The organism is Burkholderia sp. PU8-34 (genome assembly GCF_053427725.1).
The window spans coordinates 91,361-105,737 of record NZ_JBSAXC010000001.1; the positions used below are offsets into that span (position 1 = coordinate 91,361).

Sequence of the window (14,377 nt, forward strand, 5' to 3'; positions counted from 1 at the left end):
TCTCCTCCGTTATTTGCGCGTGACTTCGCCGTCGCGGCAGAGCAGCGTCGCGGCGACGATGTCGTCGGTCAGGTCGATGTTCAGCGTGCCTTCCTTCGTGACGATCAGCTTCATGAAGTCGAGCAGGTTGCGCGCGTATAGCGCCGACGCATCCGACGCGACCATCGATGCGAGGTTCGTATGGCCGGCGATCGTCACGCCGTTGTGAACGATCACCTGGTCGGCCACCGTCAGCGGGCAGTTGCCGCTCTTCCTGCCGTCGAATTCCGGCCCGCGGCCGGCCGCGAGGTCGATCAGCACCGAGCCGGGCTTCATCGACTGCACGGTCTCGACCGAGATCAGCGTCGGCGCGGGGCGGCCCGGAATCAGCGCGGTGGTGATGATGATGTCGGCCTGCTTCGCGCGCTCGTGCACGAGCGCGGCCTGGCGGCCGAGCCACGACGCGGGCATCGGCCGCGCGTAGCCGCCGACGCCTTGCGCGGCGTCGCGCTCCTCGTCGGTTTCGTACGGCACGTCGAGGAACTTCGCGCCGAGCGACTCGATCTGCTCCTTCACCGCCGGACGCACGTCGGACGCCTCGATCACCGCGCCGAGTCGCTTCGCGGTCGCGATCGCCTGCAGTCCGGCCACGCCTGCGCCGAGGATCAGCACGCGCGCGGCCTTCACGGTGCCGGCGGCCGTCATCAGCATCGGGAGGAAGCGCGGATACAGCGCGGCGGCGACGATCACCGCCTTGTAGCCGGCGATGTTCGCCTGCGACGACAGTACGTCGAGGCTTTGCGCGCGCGTCGTGCGCGGCGCGGCTTCGAGCGCGAAGCCCGTCACCCCGGCCGACGCGAGCTGCGCGGCCTGCTCGCCGTTGAACGGGTCGAGCATGCCGACGAGCACGGTGCCGCGCTTGAGCAGCGGGATTTCGGTGTCAGTGGGCGCCTGGACCTTCAGCACGATGTCGGCGTCGAAAGCGGCCGACTGGTCGGTCAATTCGGCGCCGGCGGCGGCGTACGCGTCGTCGGGATAGCTGGCTGCCGTGCCCGCCCCCCTCGCAACGCTCACGCGGTGGCCAGCGCTTGCGCATTTCTTGACGGTCTCCGGCGTCGCGGCCACGCGCGCCTCATTCGCCCGTGTTTCAGCAGGCACTCCGATAATCATTTCTCTGGGTGTTCCTAATCAAAGTTTACAGATTGAGCTCTGCGTCCGCCGGCACCATTCACATGTTCGGATAGTTCGGCCCGCCGCCTTCCGGCGTGACCCACACGATGTTCTGCGTCGGGTCCTTGATGTCACAGGTCTTGCAGTGCACGCAGTTCTGCGTGTTGATCACGAGGCGATCGCTGCCGTCGTCGTTCTTCACGAACTCGTACACCGCCGCCGGGCAGAAGCGCGCCTCCGGGCCCGCATACGTGCGCAGGTTCACGTTCACCGGCACGCTCGCGTCCTTCAGCGTCAGGTGCGCCGGCTGGTTCTCCTCGTGGTTCGTGTTCGAGATGAACACCGACGACAGCCGGTCGAACGTCAGCTTGCCGTCCGGCTTCGGATACTCGATCGGCGTGCATTGCGACGCCGGCTTCAGCATCTCGTGATCCGCATGCTTGTGGTGCAGCGTCCACGGCACGTTGCCGCCCATCAGCTTCTGCTCGAGCCCGACCATCAGCGTGCCGAGGTACAGGCCCTTCGCCATCCACTGCTTGAAGTTGCGTGCGCGGTACAGCTCGTTGTACAGCCACGACTGCTTGAACGCGTCCGGGTATGCGTTGAGCTCGTCCGACTGGCGGCCGGCCTGCACCGCGTCGAACGCCGCTTCCGCGGCCAGCATGCCGGTCTTGATCGCCGCGTGGCTGCCCTTGATGCGCGATGCGTTCAGGAAGCCCGCGTCGTCGCCGATCAGCGCGCCGCCCGGGAACACCGTCTTCGGCAGCGACAGCAGCCCGCCCGCGGTGATCGCCCGCGCGCCGTACGACACGCGCTTGCCGCCTTCGAGGAACGCGCGGATCGACGGGTGCGTCTTGTAGCGCTGGAATTCCTCGAACGGCGACAGGTACGGGTTCGTGTAGCCCAGGCCCACCACGAAGCCGACCACGACCTGGTTGTTGTCCATGTGATACAGGAACGAGCCGCCGTAGGTGTCCGACTTCAGCGGCCAGCCGGCCGTGTGGATCACGAGGCCCGGCTTGTGCTTCGCCGGGTCGATTTCCCACAGTTCCTTGATGCCGATCCCGTAGGCCTGCGGATCGGCGTTCGCGTCGAGCTTGAACTTCGAGATCAGTTGACGGCCGAGATGGCCGCGGCAGCCTTCGGCGAACAGCGTGTACTTCGCATGCAGCTCCATGCCGAGCTGGAAGTTCTCGGTCGGCTCGCCGTCCTTGCCCACGCCCATGTTGCCGGTGGCGACGCCCTTCACCGAGCCGTCGTCGTTGTAGAGAATCTCGGCGGCCGGGAAGCCCGGGAAGATCTCGACGCCGAGCGCTTCCGCCTGTGCCCCAAGCCAGCGGGTCACGTTGCCCAGCGAGATCACGTAGTTGCCGTGGTTCTGGAAGTTGGCGGGCAGCGCCCAATTGGGCGTGGTGATCGCACTGTTCTCGGACAGGAACAGGAAGCGGTCTTCGGTCACCTCGACGGTCAAGGGTGCGCCCTGTTGCTTCCAGTCGGGGAACAGCTCGGTGATCGCGCGTGGGTCCATCACCGCGCCGGACAGGATGTGCGCGCCGATCTCCGAGCCCTTCTCGAGCACGCACACGCCGATCTCGGCGCCTTTCTCGGCGGCGAGCTGCTTGAGCCGGATCGCGGCCGACAGCCCGGCCGGGCCGCCGCCGACGATCACGACGTCGCATTCCATGAACTCCCGATGACGGTGCTGCTCACTGTTCAAATCATTCGAATTCGTCATCCGCTTCCTTCAATTGTCATTCCTGTTGACGATGCCACTGGCATAACAAAACCGGGAGTCGAATCGATCAAACACAGGATCGCTGCCGATTCCCGGATCGTTTACTTTCACGCGCCAACTGCAGACACATTGACTCGCATCTTTCCGCCGGTCTGCCATATTTTCCTAAGGCAAACTAAAAATACATGCCTACATTCTCTAGATAAAGACATATCTTTGGCATGCCATTGCACACATTCGCGAAATCAGCCCTTCAATCCACAATTTCGATTGTCATGACAATTCACTCAAGGAAACAGGCGAATAGATGCCCCTGAAAAAATCCCAGGAGACACGCAGACGTTGCCGTAATATACGCATTTAACTCGAATCGACCGCTCGCTTGATAACTCATCACCGACGCACAAAAAAATCAGCACCACCACGGCGACAGCACCAAGCACCAAAATCAATCGCGCAGATCGCTTCATCACCGCCCCCATTCGATTATCCAGCATCGCTCAAGTTGCGACATCGGCTTTCATTGAATGACAGATCAAAATATATAGGCATTTTGCTGGAAACAAATTACCAGCCACTTTCCATTCATCGCTTAGTCGCGCTCGACATTGGCACAATGCTGATTCGCCGATATTTTCCCAAACCTAGTTGCCTTAGATTGAGCACAATTATGGAGCGTGGACCCGCTACGTCATCGTCGGAACAGACGAATTCGCACATGTTGATCTCAACTCGTTAGATGTCTCCAGCCGGCCATGGCGTCCAGGACGTACATGCGCACTTTGATATACGTCCTACCTCTGGACCCATCGATCAGTAACTTCCATTGGAGACGTAGATGTAACGGACGGGAAGTTGCTCAGCACGACATTGGCGACCTTGTCGTACGATTGGTGCATAGCGATCGGTCTGCAGCGTTGTATCGAACGAGGCCCCCGACACTTCGCTGACCGCCTACTGGTCATAGATTCTCGGATATGCCCCCATTCGAGGACTGGCATCAAGTCACCCTATCAGGTCAGTCGCAAAACCAAGTGGCTGGACTTCAATGAAGGGGGGGCGAAATCGGGCGCTCAGGCAGGCATGGCGCTCGTTCCCGCGTCAAATGTGGCGTTGCTGGTCGCGAGTGCCCAGGCGGTGCGCGCTAGCTTGTTCGCGAGCGCGCTGTCATCTTCCGGCATAAAGGAGCTGGGTATTCTTATCCCCTCTCTTGCCGATGCCCAGCAGGTTGGCTTTACCGCCGGTGCTGTACTGGCGCGGCACCAACTCGACAGAGGCGGCGAAATCCCGGCTGCAACTGTGCTGCTGACCGTCGCGCATCTCGACGGCCAGCACGCTCGCGGTGACGGGGCCGACGCCGGGAATCGTCAGCAGGCGCTAGCCGACATCGTCGTCGGCAAGCTGGCGTGCCATCTCGCGGTCGAGCTCGCCGATTTGCTTGCTGATGTACGTGAAGTGGGCACGCAAACGATCAACGAGCGTGACCAGGCGGAGCGGCAATGCATCTCGACCAGAATCGCCGGCAAGCGCGTGATGACGGCGTGGCCGACCGGCGGGCTGATACCGAAATTGAGCAGGAAGCCGTGTAGATGGTTGACGCTCTTGGTGCGATCACGAATCATCGATTCGCGCACTCGGTGCAGGGCCGACAGCGCTTGCTGCGACTCCGTCTTGGGCGTGACAAACCGCATGGACGGACGAGACGCCGTCGCAGGGTGTTGAGGGTGAGCGCTCCTTGGTGGCCAATACCACACTGCAAACGGGTTTTCTGCGGACTTCTTCAGCGGAAAAGACTCGTGCGCTCACGCATCACGGCTCCAGGTGCGCCGCCAGCGCCTCGATACTCTTGCGCCGGATCGGGAGAATCTGCCATCCGCAATAACTCACCAATCCCGAACCGCAGTCGTTAAGTCTGACTGCATCACATAGATATTCATCTCAGCGCTAACCTCATAAGCGTGCGGCGTATCGAAAGCCGCACGCACCTATATCAAAATGCGCGCGACTTTCTGAACCTCACACGATTACATCTTTACCATATCGAGTAACGTCTTTTTTCCACGCTTGTAGTTATACAGGGAAATCACACCATGTCGAAGATCACCCTTTGAGTCGAAGGTTGTTTCTCCAATAAGGCCTTTGTAGTCTGTCGACGGCATTGCAGCAAGGATCTTCGATGGATCCGTCGAGTTTGAACGCTTCATCGCGTCGACAATGATATACACGGCTTCGTAGGTGAACGGCGCGAAGATCTGCGTGGGCTGACCGAAGCGCTTTTCAAACTTCGTCTCAAATTCCTGGCCACCTGGCATTTTCTCAAGCGCCATACCAGCCTGCGAACAAATCACGTTATCGGTTGCGTCACCGGCGAGGTCTGATAGCTTGTTTGTGCAAACGCCGTCACCCGCAAGAATCTTGGCACGCAGACCGAGTTGCCGCGATTGTTTGGCGAACGGACCGCCCGTTGCATCTTCACCACCGTACATAATTGCATCGGGATTCTCACCTTTAATCTTTGTGAGAATGGCACGAAAATCGACAGCCTTGTCGTTAGTCGCGTCACGAGAAACAACCTTCACGCCCAACGCCTTCGCAGTCTTCTCGAACTCATTGGCCAGGCCTTGGCCATATGCCGTCGAATCGTCGACAATCGCCACGGACTTAATGTGCATTTCCTTCGTCGCGTAGTTCGCCAGTGCCGGACCCTGCTGCGCGTCCGTTGCCACTAGGCGGTAAGCCGTCTTGAAGCCCTGCTGCGTATACGCAGGATTGGTAGAAGCCGGCGAAATTTCTACGATACCTGCGTTGTTATAGATCTGTGACGCGGGAATCGAGCACCCTGAGTTGAGATGGCCCACCACCCCGACCACCTTGTCGTCGACGAGCTTTTGTGCGACTTGGGTTGCCGTGCGCGGATCGGAGGCGTCGTCCTGCGCGTCCAGCTGCAACGTCACCTTCTTGCCACCGATTACCAAACCTCTTTGGTTGATCTCCTCGATTGCCAGCCGAGCGCCGTTTTCATTATCTTTTCCGAGGTGAGCGATTTGCCCAGTCAGAGGGCCAACGTGGCCGATCTTGACAATTTCGTCAGCAAGCGCCGATTGACACAGCGACGCCACTGCAAACGCCACAGCAGTAAGAGGCATTACAACACGAAACTTCTTCATGAAAATTCCTTTGATTTGGTTCGCCAAATATACTGTAGTACTACTAATTTACACACAAACAACTCACACCTTTTTTACAAAACACACTCCGTCACTTCTATCAACGCGGCGATGTTCTCCGAGTCTGATAGACGTTTCGCTATTTTCAGAAATTAATTCTCTCGCCGCGCCTCATTCGACCGACTGCTCTCGAATGACACGCCTTATTTTCTGAAATGCCGATTTCGCCATCAACCACCTCTGTGCCCGAGCCCTCCAATCGATGCCCCCTGAATAAAAGAAGCATTCCGCGCTCACTTTCAGCAGGAAAGATAGTTTAGAGTGCCATCAAAAGTAAGTATTCACGACTTCTTCCACGTCGTAATCTTGGTTCACGACGAGCAAATGACGCCACTTATCGAAAGTGAGACATGGATGAGAGATATCGAATGAGATCATGTCACCTATTCTAATATCGTCTCCCGGTGAGATACTCATGTACGCGTGCTGATCCATCATTTTGAAAATCTTCCACGCGCCGCCCATTTCTATCTCGCGAGGCATAAAACCACGCGAACTTGGGCGATAGTGCCTCGCCGGCTCAGGCATCCCCGTATCGAATGAGGCGTCTCTCTTTCCAAATCCAATAATTGCACGGTCTGGGTCAGGGATCGATTGCACATACGCCCATAGTTGCAGGGCCGGCAGCAAACCCTCCTTCATCTCCTTCGCAACTGGATTCCGTTTGAAAATTTCTTCCTGAGCGTTCCTGTACACACCTACGTCATGCGTCAGATAACATCCCGGACGAAGTATGACCTCAATTTGTTTATTCGCAATGTGGGAGAGTTCATCGGCTACTACGTCATACCAAGCCGACCCAGCGCCAGATAATATTGCCGGACTGCGTTTAGTTTTGCCTTCGGCTATCAACGTAGCTGTAACACGAATGGCCGTCCGAACGAGCTCTCGCACTGCTCGCTCATTCTCAAGAACACCTTCGTAAAATTCGACTCCTGCCACTTGGATACTGTCCGGCCAGCGTTCCGCCTCCGCGAGCACGGCCGCAATTTGGCTCTCGCTGCGAAGACCGGTTCGTCCTCCCGGCACACCTAGTTCAATAAGCACATTCACGCGCTGGTGGACGTTGTAAAAATAGGCTCCCAGTTGCTCGACGCCTTGGGGTGAATCCACGAGACAATAAAATTCGAAACTGGGGTCTTGTAGGAGCTCAGCAATGAGCCGCATATTGTCCCGACCGACTAGTTGATTCGCCATCAGTACATGGCGCACACCGCCTTCATACGCTGCGCGAACCTGATGTGCCGTCGCCAATGTAATGCCCCATGCCCCGCCATCAATTTGGCGCTGAAAAAGCTGAGGTGCCATAGTTGTCTTGCCATGTGGCGCGAGTTTGAGTCCGTATCGAGTCACAAACTTCTGCATCCATTTCAAATTGTGCTCGAGTCGATCTGCATAGAGGACCGCTGCAGGCAAACTCACATCTTCCCGCAGCAGATTCCAGGGAGAATGCGAGCCTTCTCTATTCAAATCCGTGGCGCCGGCCATCGGACCAAGACCTTTACCAAGGAAGCGATCGCTATTATCAAGGTTGCAATTATCACTCATCTTTCAATAACCTCCCTTATGCCACACGAAAATTAAATAACCTTGTCGCCGACTATTTTAATATCATTGTCGCGGCCGAGATTTAACTTGACCTCGCGGCTTTATGTTAGCTCCAGACTTAAAATGCACTCCGATACGCGAAAATTCCCGGCAGACCTCCAGTCATGACAAAGAGAAGGTTTTGACCAGGTTTGTATTTGCCAGACTCGATGCCGTTCAGAAGTCCAGAAAAGGCCTTACCACCATAGACCGGATCGAGAAGCAGACCCTCAGTCGTAGCGGCCAGCTTCACAGCCTTTAACATGCCTTCTGTGGGGATGCCATACCCGGCACCAAGTTCGTCGCCTTCGATAACGATCGCGCCTGAGTCGATTTTCAGAGCGGGGTCCAACAATTTCACTGTCTGATCAGCCTTCTCCGCCGTCGCATTCCGAGCTTGCTCACTTTCACTCAGGACGGTATAGGCAATCACGGGGAAAAACGGTCGGCCGAGCGCAGCAAAGCCGGCCACCAGTCCTGCCTGCATTCCTCCACTACCATTGGGCATCACAATTGCGTCGAACTCGATTCCCAACGACGCAGCTTGCTCCGAGATCTCCGAAGCACAGTTAGCATAGCCAAGACATCCGACTGGGCTTGAGCCGCCCATTGGACAAATATAAACGTTGCGGCCTTCCTTTCGAAGCGTCTCGGCACGTTCTTTGGCAAAGGCCAATGTGCTTTCATTTGCAGGAAGATCGTGGATACGTGCACCAAACAGACCATCAAGAATAATATTTCCGTTCTGCAAATAGTCATCATCGTAGCGCTTAACCATTCTCGACAGAACTAGCTCGCACGCAAGCCCGGCACGAGCGGCCACTGCGGCGGTGAGTCGTGCATGGTTAGATTGCCGTGCACCGACGGTTATTATCGTATCGGCTCCCATCGTGTTCGCTTCGCCGAGCAGAAATTCAAGCTTTCGAAGTTTATTCCCACCGCCTCCGAGTCCGTTTAAATCATCTCTTTTGACAAAAATATTAACTCCCCCAAGAAATTCGCTCAATCGAGCGAGATACTGAATTGGAGTCGGCCCTTCGAGGAGAGGAATGCGCGAAAATCTCGATAAATTCAATGAACTGGCAGCGTTCATAATTTCACCTTCTCTATTGAGACTAAATCTCAGTTCAGCCGATTTCAATCTACGGCTTTCAACGCATCAAACGTTCGATGAACGATGCGATCTTTCGATAAGCGGGTGTTATTCGCCCAAGTAAGCGGCCCGCACCTTCGGATCGTCGAGCATCTGCTTCGCATCGCCTTCCATCGTCACCGTGCCCGAGTCCATCACGTAGCCGCGGTCGGCCGCCTGCAGCGCGAGGCGTGCGTTCTGCTCGACCAGCAGCACCGTGATGCCCTCCTTCGAGATCGTGCGCACGACTTCGAAGATCTTCTCGACCATGATCGGCGACAGCCCCATCGACGGTTCGTCGAGCAACAGCAGCTTCGGCTTAGAGAGGATCGCGCGCGACATCGCCAGCATCTGCTGCTCGCCGCCCGACAGCGTGCCCGCGAGCTGCGTCGCACGCTCCTTCAAACGTGGGAAGTAGCCGAACATCCGGTCGACGTCCTGCTTGATCTGCTCCTTGTCGTTGCGCAGATAGGCGCCCATCTGCATGTTCTCGAGGATCGACATCCGCGCAAAGATCCCGCGGCCTTCCGGCACCATCGCGAGGCCGCGCTTCAACAGCTCGTGCGGCGGCACGCCCCTGATCGACCGGCCGTCGTACTCGATGTCGCCCGCCGAATACGGCTTGAGACCCGTGATCGCCTTCATCGTCGTGGTCTTGCCTGCGCCGTTCGCGCCGATCAGCGTCACGAGCTCGCCCTGACGGACCTCCATGTCAACGCCCTTGACGGCCTGAATGCCGCCGTAGTTGACCTGTAAGCCCTTGATTTTCAACATTGCCGCTGCCATCAGTGCACCCCTGCGCCGAGATATGCCTCAATCACCTTCGGGTTCTTCTGCACGTCCTGCGGCAGACCCTCGGCGATCACCTTGCCGTAATCGAGCACCGTCATCCGGTTGCACAAGTGCATCACGAGCTTCACGTCGTGCTCGATCAGCAGAATCGTGCGGCCGTCCGAACGGATCTTGTCGAGCAGGCGCGTCAGTTCCACTTTCTCCGTGGCGTTCATCCCGGCCGCCGGCTCATCGAGCGCGAGCAGCTTCGGGTCGGTTGCCAGTGCGCGCGCGATCTCGAGCCGGCGCTGGTGGCCGTACGACAGATTGCGCGACGTGTAGTCGGCGAACTGCAGCACGCCGACGTACTCGAGCAGCTCGATCGCGCGCTCCTTGATTTCACGCTCTTCCTGACGCTCGGCCGGGGTCTGGAACACCGCGCCGAGCAGCCCGTGTTTGGTGCGCACGTGGCGGCCCACCATCACGTTCTCCAGCGCGGTCATCCCGCCGAACAACCGGATGTTCTGGAACGTGCGCGCAATGCCCGTCTTCGCGACCTGGTGCACTGCGGTCGGCTTGTATTCCGCGCCGTCCAGCCTGAACTCGCCGGAATCCGGCGTGTACAGCCCCGTGATCACGTTGAAGAACGTCGTCTTGCCCGCGCCGTTCGGTCCGATCAGGCCGTAGATCTCGCCTTCCTTGATCTCGAGGCCGACGTCGGACAGCGCCTGCAGGCCGCCGAAGCGTTTGTTCACACCTTTGACGGACAGTCGGATTTGTTTGTCGCTCATGTATGTTTCTCCTGTGCCTGTTCGTGGTCAGGCGCGCGCCGACTTGGCGCTGCGCTTCGCCAGCTTCGCGATCTTGTCCTCATGCTTCGGCGCGGGCCACAGGCCTTCCGAGCGGTACAGCATGATGATCACCATCGCGAGGCCGTACAGCGCCTGGCGGATCACTTCCGTATCGACGACTTCGTGGCCGAACAGCGCGTTCTGCAGCGGGCCCATCGTCGAACGCAGGAATTCCGGGAAGATCGCCAGCAGCACCGCACCGAGGATCACGCCCGGGATATGGCCCATGCCCCCCAGCACCACGCAGGCCAGCACGACGATCGACTCCCAGAACGTGAACGATTCCGGCGACACGAAGCCCTGGAACGAGCCGAACATCGCGCCCGACAGGCCGCCGAACGACGCGCCCATCGCGAACGCGAGCAGCTTCACGTTGCGGGTGTTGATGCCCATCGCCTTCGCCGCGATCTCGTCCTCGCGGATCGCCGCCCATGCGCGGCCGATGCGCGAATGCTGCAGGCGCGTACACGTCCAGATCACCAGCAGCGCGCACAGCACGAACAGGTAGTAGTACATGTAGACCGATGGCAGCTGGATGCCGAACAGCGAGTGCGTCTGCGCGAGGCTGAAGCCGCCGACGTGCATCGGATCGATCCCCGTGATCCCCTTCGGGCCGTTGGTGATGTTCACCGGACGGTCGAGGTTGTTCATGAAGATCCGTACGATTTCACCGAAGCCCAGCGTGACGATCGCCAGGTAGTCGCCGCGCAGCCGCAGCGTCGGTGCGCCGAGCAGGATGCCCGCCCCCGCCGCGAGCGTCATCGCGATCGGTACGATGACGAGGAACGGCACGTGCAGCCCGCCGGGCGCGAGCTGCGCAATCCACTCGAACTGCGAGGCCAGGTGCGGCGAGCTCAACAAGGCCGCGGTGTAAGCACCCACCGCGTAGAACGCGATGTAACCGAGGTCCAGCAGGCCGGCGAAGCCGACCACCACGTTGAGCCCCAGCGCGAGCATCACGTACAGCATCGCGAAGTCGAGCACGCGGACCCAGTAGTTGCCGCCCGCCGCGCCGATGACGATCGGTGCCGCGATCACGAAGGCCGCGGTCAGAATGCCGATGGTGACGGTTTTCGCGGTGTTGCGTTCTTCGACGAGCGTCGTCGAGGTTTCAATCGATTGAATGGGTGTCATGTTCTTGCTCCCTTTCCGTTACGCGCGGTCCGCGACCCGTTCACCCAACAGGCCCGACGGACGGAACACCAGCACGACGATCAACACGATGAATGCGAACACGTCCTGGTAGTTGCTGCCGAACACGCCACCCGTCAGATTGCCAATATAACCGGCACCCAGCTGCTCAATCAGGCCAAGCACCACCCCGCCGACCATCGCGCCGCCGAGGTTACCGATACCTCCCAGCACCGCCGCCGTGAAGGCCTTCATGCCCGGGATGAAGCCCATGTAGAAGTGCACGTTGCCGTATTCCGACGCGATCATCACGCCCGCCAGCGCGGCGAGTGCCGAGCCGATCATGAAGGTCGCCGAGATCACGAAGTTCGGGTTCACGCCCATCAGGCTCGCGGTGTTCGGGCTTTCCGCGATCGCGCGCATCGCGCGGCCGAGCTTGGTCTTGTGCACGAGCAGCAGCAGCCCGCCCATCACGAGGAACGCGACGGCGATGATCACGATCTCGGTCATCGAGATCACGGCACCCGGCGTCGTGTCGGTGGCCTTGATCACGTTGATCGGGTCGGTCGGCAGCAACTGCGGGAACGGCAGCGGGTTGCGCGACCAGATGATCATCGCGGCCGTCTGCAGCAGGATCGACACGCCGATCGCGGTGATCAGCGGCGCGAGGCGCGGCGCACGGCGCAGCGGCCGGTACGCGACCCGCTCGATCGTGAAGCCGACCACCGAACAGACGGCGGCGGCGATGCCTAGGCCGATCGCCAGCGTCGCGACGCCGCCGAGCTGCGGAAAATGGTTCTGCAATAGGTTGATCGCCGACAGCGCGACCATCGCGCCGATCATCAGCACGTCGCCGTGTGCGAAGTTGATGATGCCGAGAATGCCGTACACCATCGTGTAGCCCAACGCGATGATGGCGTAGACACTGCCAAGCACCAGCCCGTTGAGGATTTGCTGTAGAAAAATATCCATACGTCTCCTAGACTTTTGTGGAATCCAGTCAATAAGAGGCCGCGTCCTATGACGCGACTCCTGATTTTTTATCGTCAAACACGTAGGCGGTACGCTGCGTGGTGTTGAACTGTCTATGCGGACTTCGAGGAGTTACCAGTTCGTGGAAATGTACTTCGCTTCCATGAATTCAAGCAGTCCATGGTGAGCGCCTTCGCGACCCAGTCCGCTTTGCTTCACACCGCCAAACGGTGCGGCGGGATCCGAGACAATGCCGCGATTCAGCGCGACCATGCCACTTTCCACGCGCTCTGAGACTCTCAGGCCACGAGCAAGGTCATTTGTGTAAACGTATGCGACCAAGCCGTATTCGGTTGCGTTCGCAAGCGCTACCGCCTCATCCTCGGTATCAAAGGCAACGATCGGAGCCACAGGGCCGAAGATCTCCTCATTCAGCAGATTCGCATCTCGCGGCACGTCGGAAAGAACTGTCGGCGTATAGAAGAAGCCCTTTCGATCCGGGATTGTGCCTCCGGTGAGGACTTTGGCACCCTTGACTCGGGCATCATCCACCAAAGCCGAAACTTTCTGAACCGCCGCCAAGTTGATCAGCGGCCCACACTGTGTGTCGGGCTTCGCACCATCATCCGTCACCAACGCTCCAATCCGTTCAGCAAAGCGCTTGCTAAACTCCGCCAGAATGCCGCGCTGCACGTAGAATCGGTTAGCCGCCGTGCAGGCTTCACCGCCGTTGCGCATCTTCGCGAGCATCGCACCGTCGATTGCCGCTTCAATGTCAGAATCATCGAACACGATGAACGGCGCATTACCACCCAGTTCCATTGAACAATTGATAACGGTGTCGGCGGCCTTGCGAAGAAGCACACGTCCAACCTCGGTCGAACCCGTGAACGAAAGCTTCCTGACTCGCGGGTCCTCCAGAACGATATTTGCGAACTTGCCCGCAGTTGAAGTCGTCAGCACGTTCACAACGCCAGCTGGCACACCGGCTTCCTCGAGAATCTTTGCGATGGCATATGCGGTGAGCGGCGTTTCTGTAGCCGGTTTCAGGATACACGTACAGCCAGCAGCCAGCGCCGGTCCGATCTTCCGGGTAGCCATTGCGGCTGGGAAGTTCCAAGGCGTAATGAGGAGTGCAATGCCGATCGGTTGATATTGCACAATAGTGCGCGCGGCACCGTTCGGTGAAATGCTGATGTCGCCGTTGATCCGAACGGCTTCCTCGGCGAACCACCGGAAGAACTCCGCCGCGTAGGCGACCTCACCGCGTGCGTCTGCAAGCGCTTTTCCATTTTCTCGAGAGATAAGCTGCGCAAGGGACTCCGAGTCGCGCACCATTAACTCATAGCTTCGTCGAAGGATTTCACTGCGTACACGCGCGGGGGTCGCGGCCCAGTTCTTTGCTGCTAATGCCGCCGCGTTGACCGCGTCGACAGCGTCTTCAAGGGAGGCATCAGCTACGCTGGAGATGCACTCCTCAGTTGACGGATCGATGACATCAATCCGCTCGCCTGACGATGACTCACGCCACTCGCCACCGATGTAGAGGTTATTCGGCAATCTGTATACTTCGGAAAACATGCGCATCTCTCAATTCAAGATAAATCAGGAATTAAATTTAGTCATAGCAAAAAAGACCTGCAGTTTGTCTTCCTGCAAGCCAAGTTCGGCCACCGTTCTCGGAATACGAACGTTGTCAAGTAACGCTCTGATCTGATTGATGGAGTCGGAAAGCAACCTGTACCGCGTCACCGTCAGCAATGCCAACTGCTCGTGAGGATAGAATGACGTTGTCCGTCGCCAAAGACGATCGCACGTAGAC

Annotated in this window: 11 protein-coding genes and 1 pseudogene; all 12 read right to left on the reverse strand. The window is 58.6% G+C overall.

Translation table 11 applies throughout. The features are described 5' to 3' along the window. Positions 1 to 9 precede the first annotated feature (9 nt). Positions 10 to 1,149: a Re/Si-specific NAD(P)(+) transhydrogenase subunit alpha gene (locus tag ACV22Z_RS00395; protein WP_448074352.1), complete on the reverse strand. Its 1,140-nt coding sequence runs from the start codon at positions 1,147 to 1,149 to the stop codon at positions 10 to 12. A 58-nt stretch (positions 1,150 to 1,207) separates the two neighbouring features. Next, on the reverse strand, positions 1,208 to 2,884 hold the full coding sequence (locus ACV22Z_RS00400; protein ID WP_448074353.1) for an electron transfer flavoprotein-ubiquinone oxidoreductase: 1,677 nt from the start codon (positions 2,882 to 2,884) through the stop codon (positions 1,208 to 1,210). A gap of 287 nt (positions 2,885 to 3,171) precedes the next feature. After that, positions 3,172 to 3,366, reverse strand: a complete 195-nt coding sequence (locus ACV22Z_RS00405) for a hypothetical protein (RefSeq protein ID WP_448074354.1) — start codon at positions 3,364 to 3,366, stop codon at positions 3,172 to 3,174. 591 nt (positions 3,367 to 3,957) lie between these two features. Beyond that, positions 3,958 to 4,590, reverse strand: a pseudogene (locus tag ACV22Z_RS00410) (IS110 family transposase); the annotation flags it as partial. Between the two features lie 318 nt (positions 4,591 to 4,908). Then, positions 4,909 to 6,030, reverse strand: a complete 1,122-nt coding sequence (locus ACV22Z_RS00415; protein WP_448075127.1) for a branched-chain amino acid ABC transporter substrate-binding protein — start codon at positions 6,028 to 6,030, stop codon at positions 4,909 to 4,911. Positions 6,031 to 6,378: 348 nt separating this feature from the next. Next, positions 6,379 to 7,659: an amino acid deaminase gene (locus tag ACV22Z_RS00420; RefSeq protein ID WP_448074355.1), complete on the reverse strand. Its 1,281-nt coding sequence runs from the start codon at positions 7,657 to 7,659 to the stop codon at positions 6,379 to 6,381. A 118-nt stretch (positions 7,660 to 7,777) separates the two neighbouring features. Next, a complete protein-coding gene (locus tag ACV22Z_RS00425) occupies positions 7,778 to 8,791 on the reverse strand; it encodes a D-cysteine desulfhydrase family protein (RefSeq protein ID WP_448074356.1) in 1,014 nt (337 codons plus the stop codon). 108 nt (positions 8,792 to 8,899) lie between these two features. Beyond that, complete coding sequence (locus ACV22Z_RS00430; protein ID WP_448074357.1) at positions 8,900 to 9,616, reverse strand: ABC transporter ATP-binding protein; 717 nt, start codon at positions 9,614 to 9,616, stop codon at positions 8,900 to 8,902. Then, a complete protein-coding gene (locus ACV22Z_RS00435) occupies positions 9,616 to 10,392 on the reverse strand; it encodes an ABC transporter ATP-binding protein (protein WP_448074358.1) in 777 nt (258 codons plus the stop codon). The genes ACV22Z_RS00430 and ACV22Z_RS00435 overlap by 1 nt, the downstream gene beginning before the upstream one ends. A 27-nt stretch (positions 10,393 to 10,419) precedes the next feature. Next, a complete protein-coding gene (locus ACV22Z_RS00440) occupies positions 10,420 to 11,586 on the reverse strand; it encodes an ABC transporter permease subunit (protein WP_448074359.1) in 1,167 nt (388 codons plus the stop codon). Positions 11,587 to 11,604: 18 nt separating this feature from the next. Then, the gene (locus tag ACV22Z_RS00445; protein ID WP_448074360.1) at positions 11,605 to 12,555 is read right to left on the reverse strand and encodes a branched-chain amino acid ABC transporter permease; all 951 of its coding nucleotides are present in this window, start codon (positions 12,553 to 12,555) and stop codon (positions 11,605 to 11,607) included. Positions 12,556 to 12,687: 132 nt separating this feature from the next. Beyond that, positions 12,688 to 14,136 carry an NAD-dependent succinate-semialdehyde dehydrogenase gene (locus tag ACV22Z_RS00450; protein WP_448074361.1) on the reverse strand — a complete coding sequence of 483 codons (1,449 nt, stop codon included), beginning with the start codon at positions 14,134 to 14,136 and terminating at the stop codon, positions 12,688 to 12,690. Positions 14,137 to 14,377: the final 241 nt, after the last annotated feature.

Bases quoted from the DNA above. Each gene is read 5' to 3' on its own strand.
- ACV22Z_RS00395 (WP_448074352.1), bottom strand. From the start codon at position 1,149: ATGATTATCGGAGTGCCTGCTGAAACACGGGCGAATGAGGCGCGCGTG.
- ACV22Z_RS00400 (WP_448074353.1), bottom strand. From the start codon at position 2,884: ATGACGAATTCGAATGATTTGAACAGTGAGCAGCACCGTCATCGGGAG.
- ACV22Z_RS00405 (WP_448074354.1), bottom strand. From the start codon at position 3,366: ATGGGGGCGGTGATGAAGCGATCTGCGCGATTGATTTTGGTGCTTGGT.
- ACV22Z_RS00415 (WP_448075127.1), bottom strand. From the start codon at position 6,030: ATGCCTCTTACTGCTGTGGCGTTTGCAGTGGCGTCGCTGTGTCAATCG.
- ACV22Z_RS00420 (WP_448074355.1), bottom strand. From the start codon at position 7,659: ATGAGTGATAATTGCAACCTTGATAATAGCGATCGCTTCCTTGGTAAA.
- ACV22Z_RS00425 (WP_448074356.1), bottom strand. From the start codon at position 8,791: ATGAACGCTGCCAGTTCATTGAATTTATCGAGATTTTCGCGCATTCCT.
- ACV22Z_RS00430 (WP_448074357.1), bottom strand. From the start codon at position 9,616: ATGGCAGCGGCAATGTTGAAAATCAAGGGCTTACAGGTCAACTACGGC.
- ACV22Z_RS00435 (WP_448074358.1), bottom strand. From the start codon at position 10,392: ATGAGCGACAAACAAATCCGACTGTCCGTCAAAGGTGTGAACAAACGC.
- ACV22Z_RS00440 (WP_448074359.1), bottom strand. From the start codon at position 11,586: ATGACACCCATTCAATCGATTGAAACCTCGACGACGCTCGTCGAAGAA.
- ACV22Z_RS00445 (WP_448074360.1), bottom strand. From the start codon at position 12,555: ATGGATATTTTTCTACAGCAAATCCTCAACGGGCTGGTGCTTGGCAGT.
- ACV22Z_RS00450 (WP_448074361.1), bottom strand. From the start codon at position 14,136: ATGTTTTCCGAAGTATACAGATTGCCGAATAACCTCTACATCGGTGGC.